The organism is Comamonas sp., assembly GCF_009360615.1.
Taxonomy (GTDB): Bacteria; Pseudomonadota; Gammaproteobacteria; order Burkholderiales; family Burkholderiaceae_C; genus Comamonas.
Window position 1 is genome coordinate 16,497 of the sequence record NZ_SPEY01000119.1, and the last position, 14,265, is coordinate 30,761.

Here is a 14,265-nt window from a genome sequence, read left to right on the forward strand (position 1 = left end):
GCGGGCATCTTGCTTTTTCAGCGCCCACAACAGGCTGGAATTAGCTGTTTGCCAGCAAGCGGCCACGAGCCATCCACAAGTTCGCCAAAGCAAACAAGGTGTGCAATTGCTGGGTGTTCTTTCTCAAGCCTCGGTAGCGAACTTTGATGTGACCAAACTGGTGTTTGATGACTCTGAATGGGTGCTCGACTTTGGCCCGGATTTTGGATTTCACCTGCTCGAGCTGCTCTTGCATGGCCGATATCGGCTGCTGAGGATCCAGGGCCTTGCGCTGGCTGCGCTTCATGGCGATATGCCACTGGAATTTGCGCTCGGGTGTTGGCTCTGGCATGTCGGGACGTTTGTCTGCACCCTGATAGCCAGCATCGGCGTATCCATCGATTTCTTGCCCATGCAGCAGGCTGTTAGCTTCAACGACATCGTTGGCGTTGGCCGATGTGCCCCGCACGGTGTGCACCAACCCAGAATCAGCATCCACGCCGATATGTGCCTTCATACCAAAGTACCACTGGTTGCCTTTCTTGGTCTGGTGCATCTCAGGGTCACGCGATTTGGTGCTGTTTTTGGTCGAGCTGGGTGCCGCAATCAGTGTGGCATCCACGATGGTTCCCGTGCGAAGCTGCAACTTTTTGCTCTCCAGTAAGTCCGTGACCGTCTGCAGAATTTGCTCGGCCAGCTTGTGTGTCTCCAGCAAATGACGGAAACGCAAGATGGTGCTTTCGTCGGGAACGGCACTGTCCCATGACAAGCCAACGAAGTCCCGAAACAAGGGCATGTCATGCAGCGCTTCTTCCATGGCAGGATCACTGAGGTTGAACCACTGCTGCATGAAGTGAATGCGCAGCAGCATCTCTACGGGAAACGGTGGCCGCCCTTTACGCCCTTCAGGGGCGTAAGGTGCAATCAATGCCACCAGATCCTTCCAAGGCACCACCTGCTGCATCTGCTCAAGGAATTCGCGTTTGCGTGTTTTCTTGGTGGAAAGGTTCAAGCCGAGATCGAATTGCTGCATGAGCCGGGATGCTGCCGCACCCGGCACGCATGTGCAAGCACATACGTTGAGGACTTATGCAGAGGTTTCCTAGGGCGGCCCTCAGAAGTTGTGCCGGACTCCCATGTAGATATTGCGCGAGCTTCCGTTCGCCGAGCCGACTAAAGTTGCTGGAGCTTGAGCAGTTCCGGTGCCCAGTACATACTGCGATCCGTTCTTGTTGGTAATCCGTGCGGCGCCAAAGTAGAGACGCGTTCGCTTAGACAGGTCATAGTCACCGCCAAGGGCAATCCAATTGGCATCGCGATTGCCAGTCGAGGTCGTGTAGTCGGAACGGTCGTTAACTCGAGTGAACTGGGCAATGGCGGTGAACGGCCCGAATGGCACGCGTACGCCAACGTTGGTCAGCCTGAACTCGCTCCTTGAAGTCCCAGGCATTCGGGCGATGGTGCCGGTGCAGGTGCTGCAGGAGTTCTTTTCAACCGTCGTACCGAAGAAAAACTTGGCGAAGCGGGCATCATAGGACCCCCCAAGCACCATTGCCGAGACCTTGCCTGAAGCAGCGTTGTCCGCGCCATCCTGCTGTTGGAAGCCAGCATTGAGGTCAAAGCTATCAACCTGATAGCGTGCAGATACTCCGTAACCGCGACCGATCGTCGCGGACTTCTCGCCAAAGGAATACTGCCCGCGCACCTCAAGGCCACCCCAACGTGGGGATACATAACTGATGGCGTTGTCCTGGCGCGCCGCTATCCCCATCGGCAACACCTGACGCTGCGTTGTTGTGTTGATGTTTCGGGTGAGCGACAGCAGCCCGCCCGCCCCCTCCCAGATGAAGGCATCCACATTACCCTGTACTGAATAGTAGGGCGTAGGAATGCGCCCCATCTGCACGGTACCGAGCCTTGTATCGCTGAGGCCAACCGATGCTTCGCGCCCGAACGCACGGCCGCCTTGGGCCAATGTACCTTCATCGAGATAGAAGCCTTGCTCTAGGCGAAAAACGGCGGAGAGCCCTCCTCCCAGGTTCTCTACACCTCGGAAACCTAGGTTACTACCAGCACTGCCGCCCGAATACACGCGACTGATGCTGGAGCCGCCCGAGCGGGGCGAGTCGACGCCGGAGTCCATGCGTCCATAAATGGTGACATTTCCTTGCGCGTTTGCAGCTCCGCAAACGTTGAGCAACACAGCGCATGCCACAGCATGCTTGGCTAGTCCGATCATTGGTGCCTCCTTCATTTTGTTTGGGGCCTTTGCCCCAATTCCTCTTCTTCACAATGCGCTTGATTCTTTACGGGCAGCCCTACGCGCAACCTTCCAGCATCCGCATGAGTGGCTGTTAGCTCATCACTCTGGTTGGACTTCTGCCCGTGTCAGCACCGCACGAGTTTGTTTGAGCTCTTCTTCGATGTTCTGGGCAAAGGTTGTTGGGGACTCCCTGGTCGGCAGCACGCCCAGCGTTTCCAGGCGCTGCTTTACGTCGGGCAGTTCGGTGACTTTGCGCAGGGCATCGCTCAGATGGGCGAATTCCGCCGCAGGCAAATCCCTGGTGGCCCAGAAGCCATAGATGCTCTTGGTCGCCACGCTCGGATCCCGTCCCTCGGCGGTGGTCGGAATGAGCCTGAGCGGGCCCGACAGCCGCGTTTGCGAGGTCGTCGCAATAGGCTTCCGGTTCTATTCCGGTTTCAGGTTGGCCAGCTTGGCCGCTGCAATGACCCGGCTATTTTCAGATGCGAGCTTTGCCGCCAACTCGGCAGGACCTCCAGCAATGGAGTCGACTCCTGCTTTTTCCAGTTTGCTCTTCACTTCGGGATCGTTGACGGCTTTCTTGACCGAATCGCTGATCCTGTTCCGATACGCCTCAGGCGTTCCTTTCTTGGCCAGCATGACCACGGTAAAGCCAAAGTCGAAGTTCTTGGCGTACTCGGAAATGGCAGGAATGTCCGGATTGGCCTTGCTGCGAGCCAAGGTGTTGGTCGCCAGTATTCTGGCCTTGCCACTTTGGACGAAGCCCGTCAGGTTCGGGGGGGAGGCGAATGTTATGTCGACTTGGTTGCCGATCAGTGCCGGAATGGAGGCGGAGCTACCCTTGAATGGGACATGCTTGACATTGATGCCCAGCGAATGGGCCATGGCCTCTGCCGTCAGGTGGTGGATTGAACCGATTCCGGAAGACCCGTAATTCAACTCGCCAGGATGCTCTTTCGCATATTGAATGAAATCCTGCATGTTCTTGAAGGGGGCGGAAGAGTTCGTTACCAGGAGCAGAGGGGCCACACCGACCAGGGAAACGGGATCCAGATCTCTCTGGGCATCGTACTTGAGGTTCTTGATAATGATCGGAGAAACCGCTAGCAGAGGGCCGTCCGTAACCAGGAGGGTATGTCCATCAGCAGGGTATTGCTTGATGGCCGTGACGGCGACGCCGCCGCCGCCGCCGGGCTTGTTTTCGACAATTACCGGCTGCTTGAGGTCTGCCTGCATTTTCTCGGCTAGAACCCGGGCCACGGTGTCCGGCAGTCCCCCTGGAGCGTAGGGTATGACCAGCTTTACGGGCTTGTTCGGGAAATCGCTATCAGCATAGGCAAAGATTGACAACGCCTGGAGGGCAATTGCAGCCGATATTTTCAAGAAAGTTCCTCTTGTCATGACATGTCTCCTGATTTTTGTGATTTCTTACGGCACCGACGCCATCCGCTCATGTACCGGCATTAAGATGTCCGCACAATTCCTGTCTAAAAAATGACATGCACATTTGCAGCCAGCAGCAACGATGTCGGCATGCGGGCGACGCAGATTGATGCGAAGTCGGGCTTGGCCACCTCTTCTAGATGGTGGAGGCAGCTTCGGCTGCGGCGCACAAAATCTTGTTCTCTGCGTCGCAACTGCTTCTCTTCATTGACATGCCTCACCTCTATTTTATTAGACGTCTAAAATTATTATTAGAGGGCTAGCGTGATTTTTGGTCGGTGATATCCCTAGGGCTCGTCATCAATTGAGCCAGACGACAGCGGCCGCAAGGTGGATCCCTCCCAAGAATGCCGCTGCCGTTTTGTCATAACGCGTGGCAATGCCCCTGTACTGCTTCAACCGCGCAGAGAAGTTCTCAATGAGATTCCGCTCTTGGTAGACATGGCGGTCATACCCGCGCTGAGTTTTGCACGTCCGAATACTGGGAATGACAACCTGCTTGCCCTGGCGCAGCAGTGGTTCAACCACGCGTTCATGGGCGTCATACGCTTTGTCGGCAATCACGGCTTGCGCGTCGGTGCGCGCAAGCCAGACATCTGCACCTTCCAAATCCGATGCCTGCCCTGCTGTGAGATGGAAACCAGTGGGGTTGCCAAGAGCGTCAACGGTGGCATGGATCTTGGTGCTCAAACCTCCTCGGCTGCGACCGATGGCTTGGCTTTGCCCCCTTTTTGCACCCGCGCTGTGCTGATGGGCACGCACGATGGTTGCATCGATCATGGCGTACTCGTTATCAGGCAGCGCACTGAGTGCTTCAAACACCCGCAGCCACACGCCCGAGCGGCTCCAGCGCATGTGGCGCAGGTGAACGACTCGAAAGTCGCCAAAGCGCTGGGGCAGATCGCGCCAAGCAATACCGCAGCGATAGCGATACAGCACAGCGTCAACAAGGAGACGGCTATTTTTGGCAGGAGCGCCCACATGCCCGGCCCTGCCAAGAAGTAGGCTTTTGATTTGCTCCCATTGGGCATTGGTCAGTGCATGTCTACGAATGACGCTACTGATAACGTAGCAACTATCGTATTAGATGACACGTCCTAGTTGTTTAGTCCCGGCATTTGATGGATTGGATCAATCCTGAAGCGTTTGGGCTCGGATGTCCACTGCTTGCAAATGAATTCATACGGGGTCAAGCCCTTGAGCGTCTTGAGTCTTCGGCCGAAGTTGTAGGCATCGATGAAGTCCGCCAGATGCTGTCGTAGCTGCTCGTGATCGTCGTAATGGAAGCGTTTGACGGTAGCTTCTTTGATGGTCCGATTCATTCGCTCAACCTGGCCATTAGTCCAGGGATGCTTAATCTTGGTGAGGCGATGTCCAATGCCATGTTCAGTGCAGACGCGGCCAAAAATGTGATCGCCAGCGTACCGATCGCAGGCACGGTTCGCAAACTGGATACCGTTATCGGTCAGTACCGTATGGAGGGCGTATGGCACTACCTTGATCAGATTGCGCAAGAACTGTGCAGCAATCATCTTGCCGGCCTTGGCATGGAGTTCGGTCATTGGCCACAAACAGATAGAGCTTGCCTTCGGCTGTTTGCACCTCGGCAATGTCGACGTGAAAGTAGCCGATGGGGTAGATCTTGAACTTCTTCTTGGCAGGCTTGCCGCCACCCACCTCTGGTAGCCGCGAGATGCCATGACGCTGCAGACATCGATGCAGCGAGGAGCCGTCAGATACGGGATGGTCGGTTGCAGTGCATAAAGGCAGTCGTCCAGTGGCAGCTAGGTATGCCTGCGAAAGGCGACGATCGCAGCCTCATCCTCAACGGATAAAACGGTGGAGCGCGGCCGCCTCGGCCCTGTTGGTAGATCGGTGACCGAGGCCCGCTTCTTCCACTTCGCCACCGTCTTCTGATTGATGCCATAGCGCGCAGAAAGCGCTCTCAGGCTCTCTTGACTATTTTGTATTGCTCGACGGACTGCCTCTGCCGTTGTGGCGCTCCCGTGCAGAACCTGGCCCATAGTGCTTCCTTCCATTCAAGGTAAAAGATTGCACCATCAAAACCTGGGATCAAATAGAGCATGGATCCCGCGTTCTGGTGGGGATATCTGGGTCTTGGCTTGGGGAGAGGGGTGTCTCGGATGCTCCTTGGAGCACTGTCAAAGCTTGCGTCGCAACACGATGGGCTTGCCGCCCATATTCAGCTTGGTCATCCAGGCGGCCAGTGCGGAATCCAGATAGTCTGCATGACCTGGGAACCACTGGAAGAGGGCCATGCCGATATCCTGGACTATGTCGGCGCCGGCTTGTCCTTGTGCAACAGCTTCCTTGACCTCGCGGACCGACTTCAGCACTGCTGCATGCTCGTCGAGATGGCAGTCCCGAGGAGGGAAGTTCGTGGTGCGCATCCATTCATCTTCCTGCTCGAAATGGCTGATGGCATGCTGCTCGAACTGTTCGATGGCCTGGGCGGCATTCTTCTCCGTGCAGGTCACCAGTTTCAGCGCAGTCGCGTAGAACTCCTCATGCACATCATCCATGGGCGTAAATCCCAGTAAGCGTGCATCGGTCCAGGCGAGACTGTTGTCGTCGACCGGCGTGGGTGCACTGGCATCCCGAGCCCTGGTGGCTGAGGTAGAAGTCTGCTCATCCATGTTCAATGTCCCTTGTTATGTTGGTAGGCCAATGCCTGGCCGTGCCAACCGAAGTGGCTGGTGGCTCAGAGGTCCAGTACCAATTCCGCAGATTTTGCACGCGATACGCAGACCATAATCTGTGCATCCTTTTCATCGTCCCGTAGCACGAGATCCCGGTGGTCCGCTTCGCCCGAGCACAATCCTACCCGGCAGGAGCCGCAGGTACCGCTTTCGCAGGAGCTTGCCACGCGCACGTTCGAGGCACGCAGAACGTCCAGAATCGAGCGGTCGCTCGGAATTTCCAATGAGGTGCCGGTGCGCTTAAGCTGCACCGTGAATGGCGTGTTTTCCTTTGTGTTGGCATTGCCGGCGCCGAAACTTTCAAAGTGAACGGTGCCGGACGGCCAGTGGCCTGTCATGTCCTGAACGGTATCCATCAGCGACTGCGGTCCGCAGCAATAGACATGTGCAGCCTTGGGACGCTCGAATAAGGCCCAGAAGTCGAATGCTTTCGCCGGGTCGCCGAAACTGTGGTGGATCTTCACCAACGAGCGCCATTCGTCGCTGCTGAGCTCGTCGAGAAAGGCCGTGCCCTCTGGATCCCGAGCCAGATAATACAATTTGAAGTCCCGCAGGCCTTCCGCCTTCAACTGGCGTGCCATGGACAGCATGGGCGTGATGCCGATGCCGCCAGCCACGAGAATGAACGACTTGGCGCGTTCATCAAGCGGAAATTCGTTGCGCGGCAGAGAGGCTTCGATCGAATCCCCTGCGGATGTGTCGTCGACCAGACTCATCGAGCCGCCACGGCCATTGCTGTCGCGCTTCACGGCGATGACATAGCGATTGCGCTCTTGCGAGTCGTTGCAGAGCGAATAGCTGCGGCGCATGCCGTTGGGGGCCACCAGCGTCAGATTCGAGCCAGCCTCGAACGGGGGCAGCGGCGCGCCCTCTGGATGGGTAAGTTCAAAGCGCCAGATGTCGCGTGCAATCTTTTCCTTCTCCGCGATCTTCAGACGCAGAAAGCCGCTTTCCTGGGTGGTCATGCCTGTCTTCCTTTACTTGCTCGACAATATTTGCAATTCTATTGTTAGAGATCTAATTATGCAAGCGGAGTAGTTGACTTGCGCACGGTTTCGCGCCAGGGGAAAACCCTGCTTGTCGCTACTCTCGAAGCCTCGTAATCTAATAAATAGATATCTAATGAATAGATTTCTAGCAATAAAGGCTTGATTGCGGCGGCCGGTAAAGCGAACTCAGACGTGTTCGCTGCTCCGCCAGCTCAAGCCGGCAGCAGACAAAACGCCTCCAAGAGACTCCGAAATGACAGATTCCACGTTGAACTACGTGGGTGCGCTTCCGCATCAAACTTCCGACCCGGCAACCGTCGAGACAACCTATCGCAAGATCACTCTCAGGCTGATGAGCTTTCTGTTCTTCTGCTGGGTGCTCAACTATCTTGATCGCGTCAATATCAGCTTTGCGCAGTTGCATCTGAAGCACGATCTTGGTCTGAGCGATGCCGCTTACGGTCTGGGCGTGAGTCTGTTCTTCATTGGCTACATCCTGCTGGAGGTGCCGAGCACGCTGCTGCTCAGGCGCATCGGCGCACGCAAGACCATCACGCGGATCATGCTTTTGTGGGGGGGGATTTCTACTGCCATGGCATTCATGAACGCCCCGTGGCAGTTCTATCTGGCCCGGACGCTGCTTGGCGCGGCGGAAGCAGGCTTTTGGCCCGGCATCATTCTTTATCTCTCGTTCTGGTATCCCGCCAAGCTCCGCGCCCGCATCACGTCGCGGTTCCTGCTGGCGATTGCTGTGGCCGGCATCATCGGCGGTCCGCTGTCGGGTCTGATCCTCGAGAACTTCCATGAAGTCTGGGGCTTTCGCAACTGGCAGTGGCTGCTGTTCTTAGAAGGCCTGCCGGCCGTGGTCGCGGGCATTGTGGCTTGGTTCTACCTGACCGACAAACCACAGGATGCGAAGTGGCTGACCAATCAGGAAAAGCTCATCGTCCTGAACGCCCTGGAAGAAGAGAACCGCCAGAAACCGGAGAACGCTCCGAGCAGCCTGATGGCCGCTTTGCGTGATCCGCGCGTCTATGTGATTGCTGCAGGCTGGGCCACGGTACCCATTTGCGGCACGATCCTGAACTACTGGACGCCCACCATCATTAAGCAGACGGGCGTTTCCAACATGCTGCACATCGGCTTTCTGTCGGCCCTGCCTTACTTGGTCGGTGCCGTTGCCATGCTGTTTATTGCCCGCAGCTCCGACCTGCGATTGGAGCGCCGCTGGCATTTCGCCCTGTCGACCACCGCTGGTGCCATTGGCGCGTTGATGCTGACGTTGTTTACAGAAAGCCCGGTGGCTGCGATTGTATGCCTGAGCCTGGTTTCGGTGAGCTATTTCGCTGCGGCGGCTATTGTCTGGACCATTCCGCCGAACTATCTCACGGGTGAGGCTGCAGCAGGCGGGATTGGCGTCATCAGCAGTCTGGGGCAGGTCGGAGCTTTTTTTGCGCCCATCGTCCTGGGTTGGGTGAAAAGCGCTACCGGCAGTTTCTCGGCTGGCATTTTGCTGGTGGCTGCGCTGGTCTTCATCGGAGGCCTTGCCGTCTTCTTTGGCGTGCCACGCCAGCAGGCGTCACAAACAGGCGCATGACAATGCGCTCCGAATCGATTTTGATCGTCACAAAGGAATCAACATGAGCAAGCTTCAACTGTCCATCGCGGTGGGCAATTACGACCGGATGCGTCCGCTGATCGACGGCGACGTCCAGATCGACGGTGTGGACCCGGTGTTCATGCTGCAGGATCCGGAAGAAATCTTCTTCCGTGCGTTCCGCACCGCCGACTACGACATCTGCGAGCTGTCGCTCAGCAGCTACTCGGTGAAGACCGCAGCCGGCACCTCGCCGTACATTGCCGTGCCGGTGTTCCCTTCGCGGGCATTCCGCCACAGCTCGGTCTACGTGCGTGCCGATCGCGGCATCAACAGCCCTGCCGACCTCAAGGGCAAGCGCATCGGCGTGCCCGAATACCAGCTGACCGCCAATGTGTGGGTGCGCATGTTCCTGGAAGAGGAGTACGGCGTGAAGGCCTCCGACATCCAGTGGGTGCGCGGCGGCTACGAAGATCCGACCCGCATCGAGAAGATCTCGCTGAAGCTGCCCGAAGGTGTGTCGCTGGTGAATGCGCCGGAAGGCCGTACCATCTCGAACCTGCTGGCCGATGGCGAAATCGATGGCGTGATCGGGCCGCGTGCCCCGTCGTGCTTCGACCGCGGTCACCCGCAGGTCAAGTACCTGTTCGAGGACCCGCAGAAGGCTGCTGCCGAATGGTATGAGCGTCGCAAGCTGTTCCCGATCATGCACACGCTAGGCGTGCGCAAGACCCTGGCAGAGCAGCATCCCTGGCTGCCCGGCGCACTGGTCAAGGCCTTCGAGCATTCCAAGGCGGTGGCACTGACGCGCCTGAGCGACACTTCGGCTACCAAGGTCACGCTTCCGTTCATCGAGGACCAACTGCGCAATGCGCGCCGCCTGATGGGCCAGGATTTCTGGTCGTATGGTTTTGCCGAGAATGCCCATGTGGTTGACCGTTTCCTCGCGCAGCACCATGCCGAAGGACTGTCGAGCCGCCGCCTCCAGCCTGCTGAGCTGTTCCACCCGGCCAGCCTGGAGAGCTTCAAGATCTGATCTCATCAGCTGCTGCGGATATTGCCGCGCACTTGGTCGACCAAGTGCGCGGCGTTTTGTATGTACAGTCTGCTTTTCCGTTAGCCGCAGCATCACGTCTACAATGCACTCGCCCTGCGATGGCGCAAGGTATCCGTACCGATACCGTGGTGCTCGGCTTGTTCGTATCGGTGTGGTTGGCATACCTTTTGAATTGACAAAGCATGAGTGCAGAACCGGGGAAGCGGTCCGTGCACTTGTGAAGGCACTATGATTTCAAGCAGTCTGACGATGGCCGTGAAGGAGAAAGCATGACAGCCAGACCCTCTTCCAGCAAGGCACCGGATTCCAAAGAGAACCCGATCCTGCGGCATTGGCGCGAGGCCGTACCGGATGATCGTCTCGCTCACCTGGTGAAGGATGCAGGCCGGGCGATGGTTCGGGGGCTGCAGATGCGCCTGGCTCAGTATGAAGTTTCTTTCGGTCACTGGGCGTTTCTGCGCATTCTGTGGGTCACCGATGGACTGACGCAGAAGGAACTAAGTGACGAGGCAGGTACCACCACGCCGACCACTTTCAGTGCGGTGTCGGCGATGGAGAAGCTGGGATACGTCGAACGCCGCTATGCGCCCGGCAATCGCAAGAATACCCACGTGTATCTCACGCCTCGCGGTCGCAGCCTGGAAAGCAAGCTGGTTCCATTGGCCGAAGAAGTGAACGAGATCAGCGTCAAGGGCCTGAAAGGCTCGGAGATCGATATCGCGCGCAAGGTGCTGCTCACGATCATCGAAAACATGGCACGCGACGAAGCAGAGAAGGTGCATGACTCCGTGCTGCGGATTCCTTCCACCCGGGAAATGGGGCACCTGATTGCCGCTCGCGGCGAGGAGTGCGAAAACTGTTGAGCAGGCTCCAGGAAAGAAAAAACCTCGCATTGCGAGGTTTTTTCTTTCCTGGAGCCTGCCGTCAGAGCAGTACGTCCGTACCCGTTTCGCTCGACTTCAGAATCGCGATGCAGATTTCCAGCGTGCCTTTTGCCCACTCCCCATCATGCAGGGGGGCTTGGCCCAGGATGACGGCATCGTATAGTTCGTCGATCACCTCGGCGCGCGGCACGGTCGGGCGCGAAAGCGCAAGCGTTTCGCGCTGCTTGTCGCCGTACACGACGACGGAATCGGGTAGGGGGCGCAGGTCGGCACGTTCGCAGGACACGATCACCGGGCCGAAATGCTGATGACTGCGTGCCGGCTCTTCTGCTGCCCACGAGGGCTGCTTGTAGGCGGCACCACCGTACGTACCGGCAGCCTTGAGCTTGGCTTCGTCCTCTGCCGAGGCAATGGTGGCCAGACGCTTGCGCGCACTCCCGTAGGCATCCGGATTCAGGTGATCGCCCATTTCACCGATCCAGCCAGTCCACTCGTCACTGTTGAAGTGACCGTAGCCGTTGTACGAGAGCGAGGCATAGGCGCCGTTCTCGAACCAGATCAGGGCGGAATAGGCGCCTTCGGTCGGGCGCAACGGATCCCAGCGACCGACGCTTGCGCGCAAGCGCGTGGCACGCGAGCTCGCGAGCATTCGCACGATATCGACCTGGTGCGCAGCCTGGCTGAAGACGGCACCACCGCCTTCGGCCGTCATCAGTTCTTCGGGCCGGCGCGGACGATACAGGTAATCGGTGTAGTTGAAAGCTTGGATCATCTTCACCGCACCGAAATCGCCCGAGCGGATTAGCTCGCGCGTGCGCCGGTACGGCGTATCGAAACTGTGGCAGTGCCCGACGATCAGATGCACGTTCGCGGCGCGGCAGGCCGCGATCATGCGATCACAGTCAGCCGCGTTGAGCGCCATCGGTTTCTCGACCAGCACATGCTTGCCCCTGGCTGCGGCAATCTCGGTGTGTTGGGCGTGGAACTGGTGCGGGCTGGCCACGTAGATGGCTTCCACATTCGGATCTTCGGCCAGGTCCTGCACGTCTGTGTAAGTCCTTGCGTTGAAGTCGGCAGCGAACTGCTGCCGAGCTTCCTCGCGCGGGTCACACGCGGCAACGAGCTGGACCCTGGGGTCCTGAAGGAAGGTGGGCAGCATCAGCGAGAATGCCCGCCCCAGTCCTGCAACCCCGATCCGTAAACGGCGCTGTTCCATGGCCAGTTCCATCCGTTGATTACTGCTTGACCTGGTAGTCGGTCGCGGCCTCGGCGGCTTGTTCGTCCGACACGGCATGCTTGGCGCTCACGTAGCGGACCTGGTATTCACGCCAGTCGGTTTCCTTCGGCACCACAGCCTGGTATGAGCAGATCGTGCCAGGGATTGTCTTGGCACCGGTGCCGATGGCCTTGCCGTCCTGCTTGTATTCGGCGATGGCATCGAGCATGCGACGACGGAACTCGACAATGGCGAGATCGCTGGCACCCAGGCGTTCGTCCGAGCGGTTGGCGATGGGGCCCATCGTGACCCACATGGCGATGTCCTGGTTCGGGAAGCCGGTGATGCCGGTGAAGTTGCCGGCCTTCATAGCTTGGCGGTCTTGCCAGAAGCGGTTTTCGTGATTGCGCAGAGGACGGTAGCGTTCATCAAGGTCTGGGCCGACTTGAGTATGCAGGAACTTGCGCCAGGTTTCGGTTTCCGGCGTGGTAGCTGCATCACCCCAGGCGATGAAGTAGAACACCGTATTGGTGTCGTCCATCGGAACGTTGACGTTGGCGACGTTGTACAGGTTGTTCGGCGGAATCAGCACAGTGCCGGGTGCGACGAACACGGTCGAGCGCACATAGTCGTGCGTGGAGGCATTGAAGATCGGGCGGCGCAGGGCGGCGTAGCGGAAACCATATTCGGTGCGCTGGACTTGCAGGCGGGGAGCCTTGTCGGTGGAGGGGCGCAGCCAGTTATTGTCCGTGGCTTCGGCGCCGGTCACGCGTGCCGGCACAAAATCCGACGAGTGCAGGCTAGAGCTGTGTGCGGAATCGATGGCGCCTTCGAGGATCTGTGCCCAGTTGCATGGCAGCAGTACCTTGCCGATGCTCACACGGGTGTCTGCAGTCGGTGCCCAGGCTGGAGCGACGAATTCGGGGATGGCGTCCTGAGCACCCATGTAGGCCCAGACCATGCCGCCCCATTCCTTGGTCGGATAGGCAGTGTGTTTGACCTTTTCGGCCATGCTGCTGGCGGCGGGCTCGGAGACCATTTCGAGCACGTTGCCTTGCACGTCGAACTTCCAGCCGTGGTACAGGCAGCGCAGGCCGCCGTCTTCGTTGCGGCCGTAGACCAGCGAGGCGCGGCGATGTGGGCAGTACTCGCCAACCACGCCGACGCGACCTTCGCTGTCGCGGAACACGACGAGGTCTTCGCCGAGGATGCGTGCCTTGACCGGCGTGCCGTCCGGTTCACGGACCTCTTCAATCAGGCAGATCGGGGTCCAGTGTTCGCGCATCAGCTTGCCCATGGGGGCTTCGCCTTCTACGCGGCACAGCAATTCGTTTTCTTCATGAGTCAGCATCGTTGTCTCCTGGCGATTACTCGCCTTCAGCAGTAGGTGTACTTAATTATATTAGAGATCTAGTTATATTGACAAGCCTGTTTGACAAGATTGTGTGGCTTCGATGGGGGCGGCCTGTGGCCAATCACAAACCTTTGATTGAGAGACATGAAACAAAGCCCTCTCGAAATTCTCCGGAAGGGCTTGGGATGCTGTATCAGAGGCTGGCAATCCAGCTTGATGTTGCTCGACTTGATCCACTTAGCACGCACGGCCCCGCCGCTACATGGATATGCTGGAAGAGGTCGGCATGAATCCAGCCCTCCTGGCGCGACTTCCGCATCAGGTATCAGGTGGCTAGCGGTAGCGTGTAGTCATTGCGCGCGCACTGACCATGAATCCGCGCCTGCCAGTCTGCTACGAACTCGTGTCAGCTCTGGACGCCACAGTGCGTAATCAAGTCTTGGCCTTGCTTACCAAGCTGTGCAAGGAGCGAGACTTGATGCTGATCTTCACCGGCCACGTCTTCAATGTGATGGAGTCGATTGTCGATGAAGTGCCGGTCATGTAGCGTGGAAAAATCGCGGAATATGGCTCGGCCAAAGAGATGTTCTCCTTGCCGCGCGAAGCCTCACGCGGGAGTTGCTAAAGGCGGGGCGACTGTCGAGCGCGCTGCGGTTGGTCGAGAAACGAGGGTGTGCAGAATTTTGTGTAAACGGACAATCAACCGCCGGCGCAAGCCGGCCTGTCCGTAAGCACAATGAGCACCAAGAAACACGACGTACCC

At 58.1% G+C, this 14,265-nt stretch carries 13 protein-coding genes and 1 pseudogene; 4 read left to right on the top strand and 10 right to left on the bottom strand.

The window, feature by feature from the left end:
- Nucleotides 1-40 precede the first annotated feature (40 nt).
- The 8 genes and pseudogenes from E2583_RS24170 to E2583_RS24205 all read right to left on the bottom strand — a co-directional run bounded on the left by E2583_RS24170 (nt 41) and on the right by E2583_RS24205 (nt 7,370).
- The gene (locus E2583_RS24170; RefSeq protein WP_291599433.1) at nt 41-1,012 is read right to left on the bottom strand and encodes an IS5 family transposase; all 972 of its coding nucleotides are present in this window, start codon (nt 1,010-1,012) and stop codon (nt 41-43) included.
- An 81-nt stretch (nt 1,013-1,093) separates the two neighbouring features.
- Nucleotides 1,094-2,218, bottom strand: a complete 1,125-nt coding sequence (locus tag E2583_RS24175) for a porin (protein ID WP_012837642.1) — start codon at nt 2,216-2,218, stop codon at nt 1,094-1,096.
- Between the two features lie 123 nt (nt 2,219-2,341).
- Nucleotides 2,342-2,656, bottom strand: a complete 315-nt coding sequence (locus tag E2583_RS24180; protein ID WP_145914894.1) for a tripartite tricarboxylate transporter substrate-binding protein — start codon at nt 2,654-2,656, stop codon at nt 2,342-2,344.
- 12 nt (nt 2,657-2,668) lie between these two features.
- Nucleotides 2,669-3,643, bottom strand: coding sequence for a tripartite tricarboxylate transporter substrate binding protein (locus E2583_RS24185; protein WP_012837644.1), 975 nt, complete (start codon nt 3,641-3,643; stop codon nt 2,669-2,671).
- 342 nt (nt 3,644-3,985) lie between these two features.
- Nucleotides 3,986-4,738: an IS5 family transposase gene (locus E2583_RS24190; protein ID WP_291599449.1), complete on the bottom strand. Its 753-nt coding sequence runs from the start codon at nt 4,736-4,738 to the stop codon at nt 3,986-3,988.
- Between the two features lie 44 nt (nt 4,739-4,782).
- Nucleotides 4,783-5,709 (bottom strand): annotated as a pseudogene (locus E2583_RS24195) (IS481 family transposase).
- Nucleotides 5,710-5,847: 138 nt separating this feature from the next.
- Nucleotides 5,848-6,342 carry a hemerythrin domain-containing protein gene (locus tag E2583_RS24200; RefSeq protein WP_012837647.1) on the bottom strand — a complete coding sequence of 165 codons (495 nt, stop codon included), beginning with the start codon at nt 6,340-6,342 and terminating at the stop codon, nt 5,848-5,850.
- A 65-nt stretch (nt 6,343-6,407) separates the two neighbouring features.
- Nucleotides 6,408-7,370, bottom strand: a complete 963-nt coding sequence (locus tag E2583_RS24205) for a PDR/VanB family oxidoreductase (RefSeq protein ID WP_012837648.1) — start codon at nt 7,368-7,370, stop codon at nt 6,408-6,410.
- A 277-nt stretch (nt 7,371-7,647) separates the two neighbouring features.
- Here E2583_RS24205 and E2583_RS24210 point away from each other — a divergent pair, with 277 nt between their 5' ends.
- The 3 genes from E2583_RS24210 (at nt 7,648) to E2583_RS24220 (ending at nt 10,911) form a co-directional block, all read left to right on the top strand.
- Complete coding sequence (locus E2583_RS24210) at nt 7,648-8,991, top strand: MFS transporter (RefSeq protein ID WP_012837649.1); 1,344 nt, start codon at nt 7,648-7,650, stop codon at nt 8,989-8,991.
- Nucleotides 8,992-9,034: 43 nt separating this feature from the next.
- The gene (locus tag E2583_RS24215; RefSeq protein WP_012837650.1) at nt 9,035-10,027 is read left to right on the top strand and encodes an ABC transporter substrate-binding protein; all 993 of its coding nucleotides are present in this window, start codon (nt 9,035-9,037) and stop codon (nt 10,025-10,027) included.
- A gap of 290 nt (nt 10,028-10,317) precedes the next feature.
- Nucleotides 10,318-10,911: a MarR family transcriptional regulator gene (locus E2583_RS24220; RefSeq protein ID WP_012837651.1), complete on the top strand. Its 594-nt coding sequence runs from the start codon at nt 10,318-10,320 to the stop codon at nt 10,909-10,911.
- Between the two features lie 61 nt (nt 10,912-10,972).
- Here the strand turns inward: E2583_RS24220 and E2583_RS24225 are convergent, their stop codons facing one another.
- Nucleotides 10,973-12,148 (bottom strand): Gfo/Idh/MocA family oxidoreductase, encoded by a 1,176-nt coding sequence (locus E2583_RS24225; RefSeq protein WP_029158425.1) that lies wholly within the window; start codon nt 12,146-12,148, stop codon nt 10,973-10,975.
- Nucleotides 12,149-12,167: 19 nt separating this feature from the next.
- Nucleotides 12,168-13,499 carry a Rieske 2Fe-2S domain-containing protein gene (locus E2583_RS24230; protein ID WP_012837653.1) on the bottom strand — a complete coding sequence of 444 codons (1,332 nt, stop codon included), beginning with the start codon at nt 13,497-13,499 and terminating at the stop codon, nt 12,168-12,170.
- Between the two features lie 373 nt (nt 13,500-13,872).
- On the opposite strand from E2583_RS24230, the gene E2583_RS24235 reads away from it, so the two are divergent.
- Nucleotides 13,873-14,049 carry a hypothetical protein gene (locus E2583_RS24235; RefSeq protein WP_019042642.1) on the top strand — a complete coding sequence of 59 codons (177 nt, stop codon included), beginning with the start codon at nt 13,873-13,875 and terminating at the stop codon, nt 14,047-14,049.
- Nucleotides 14,050-14,265: the final 216 nt, after the last annotated feature.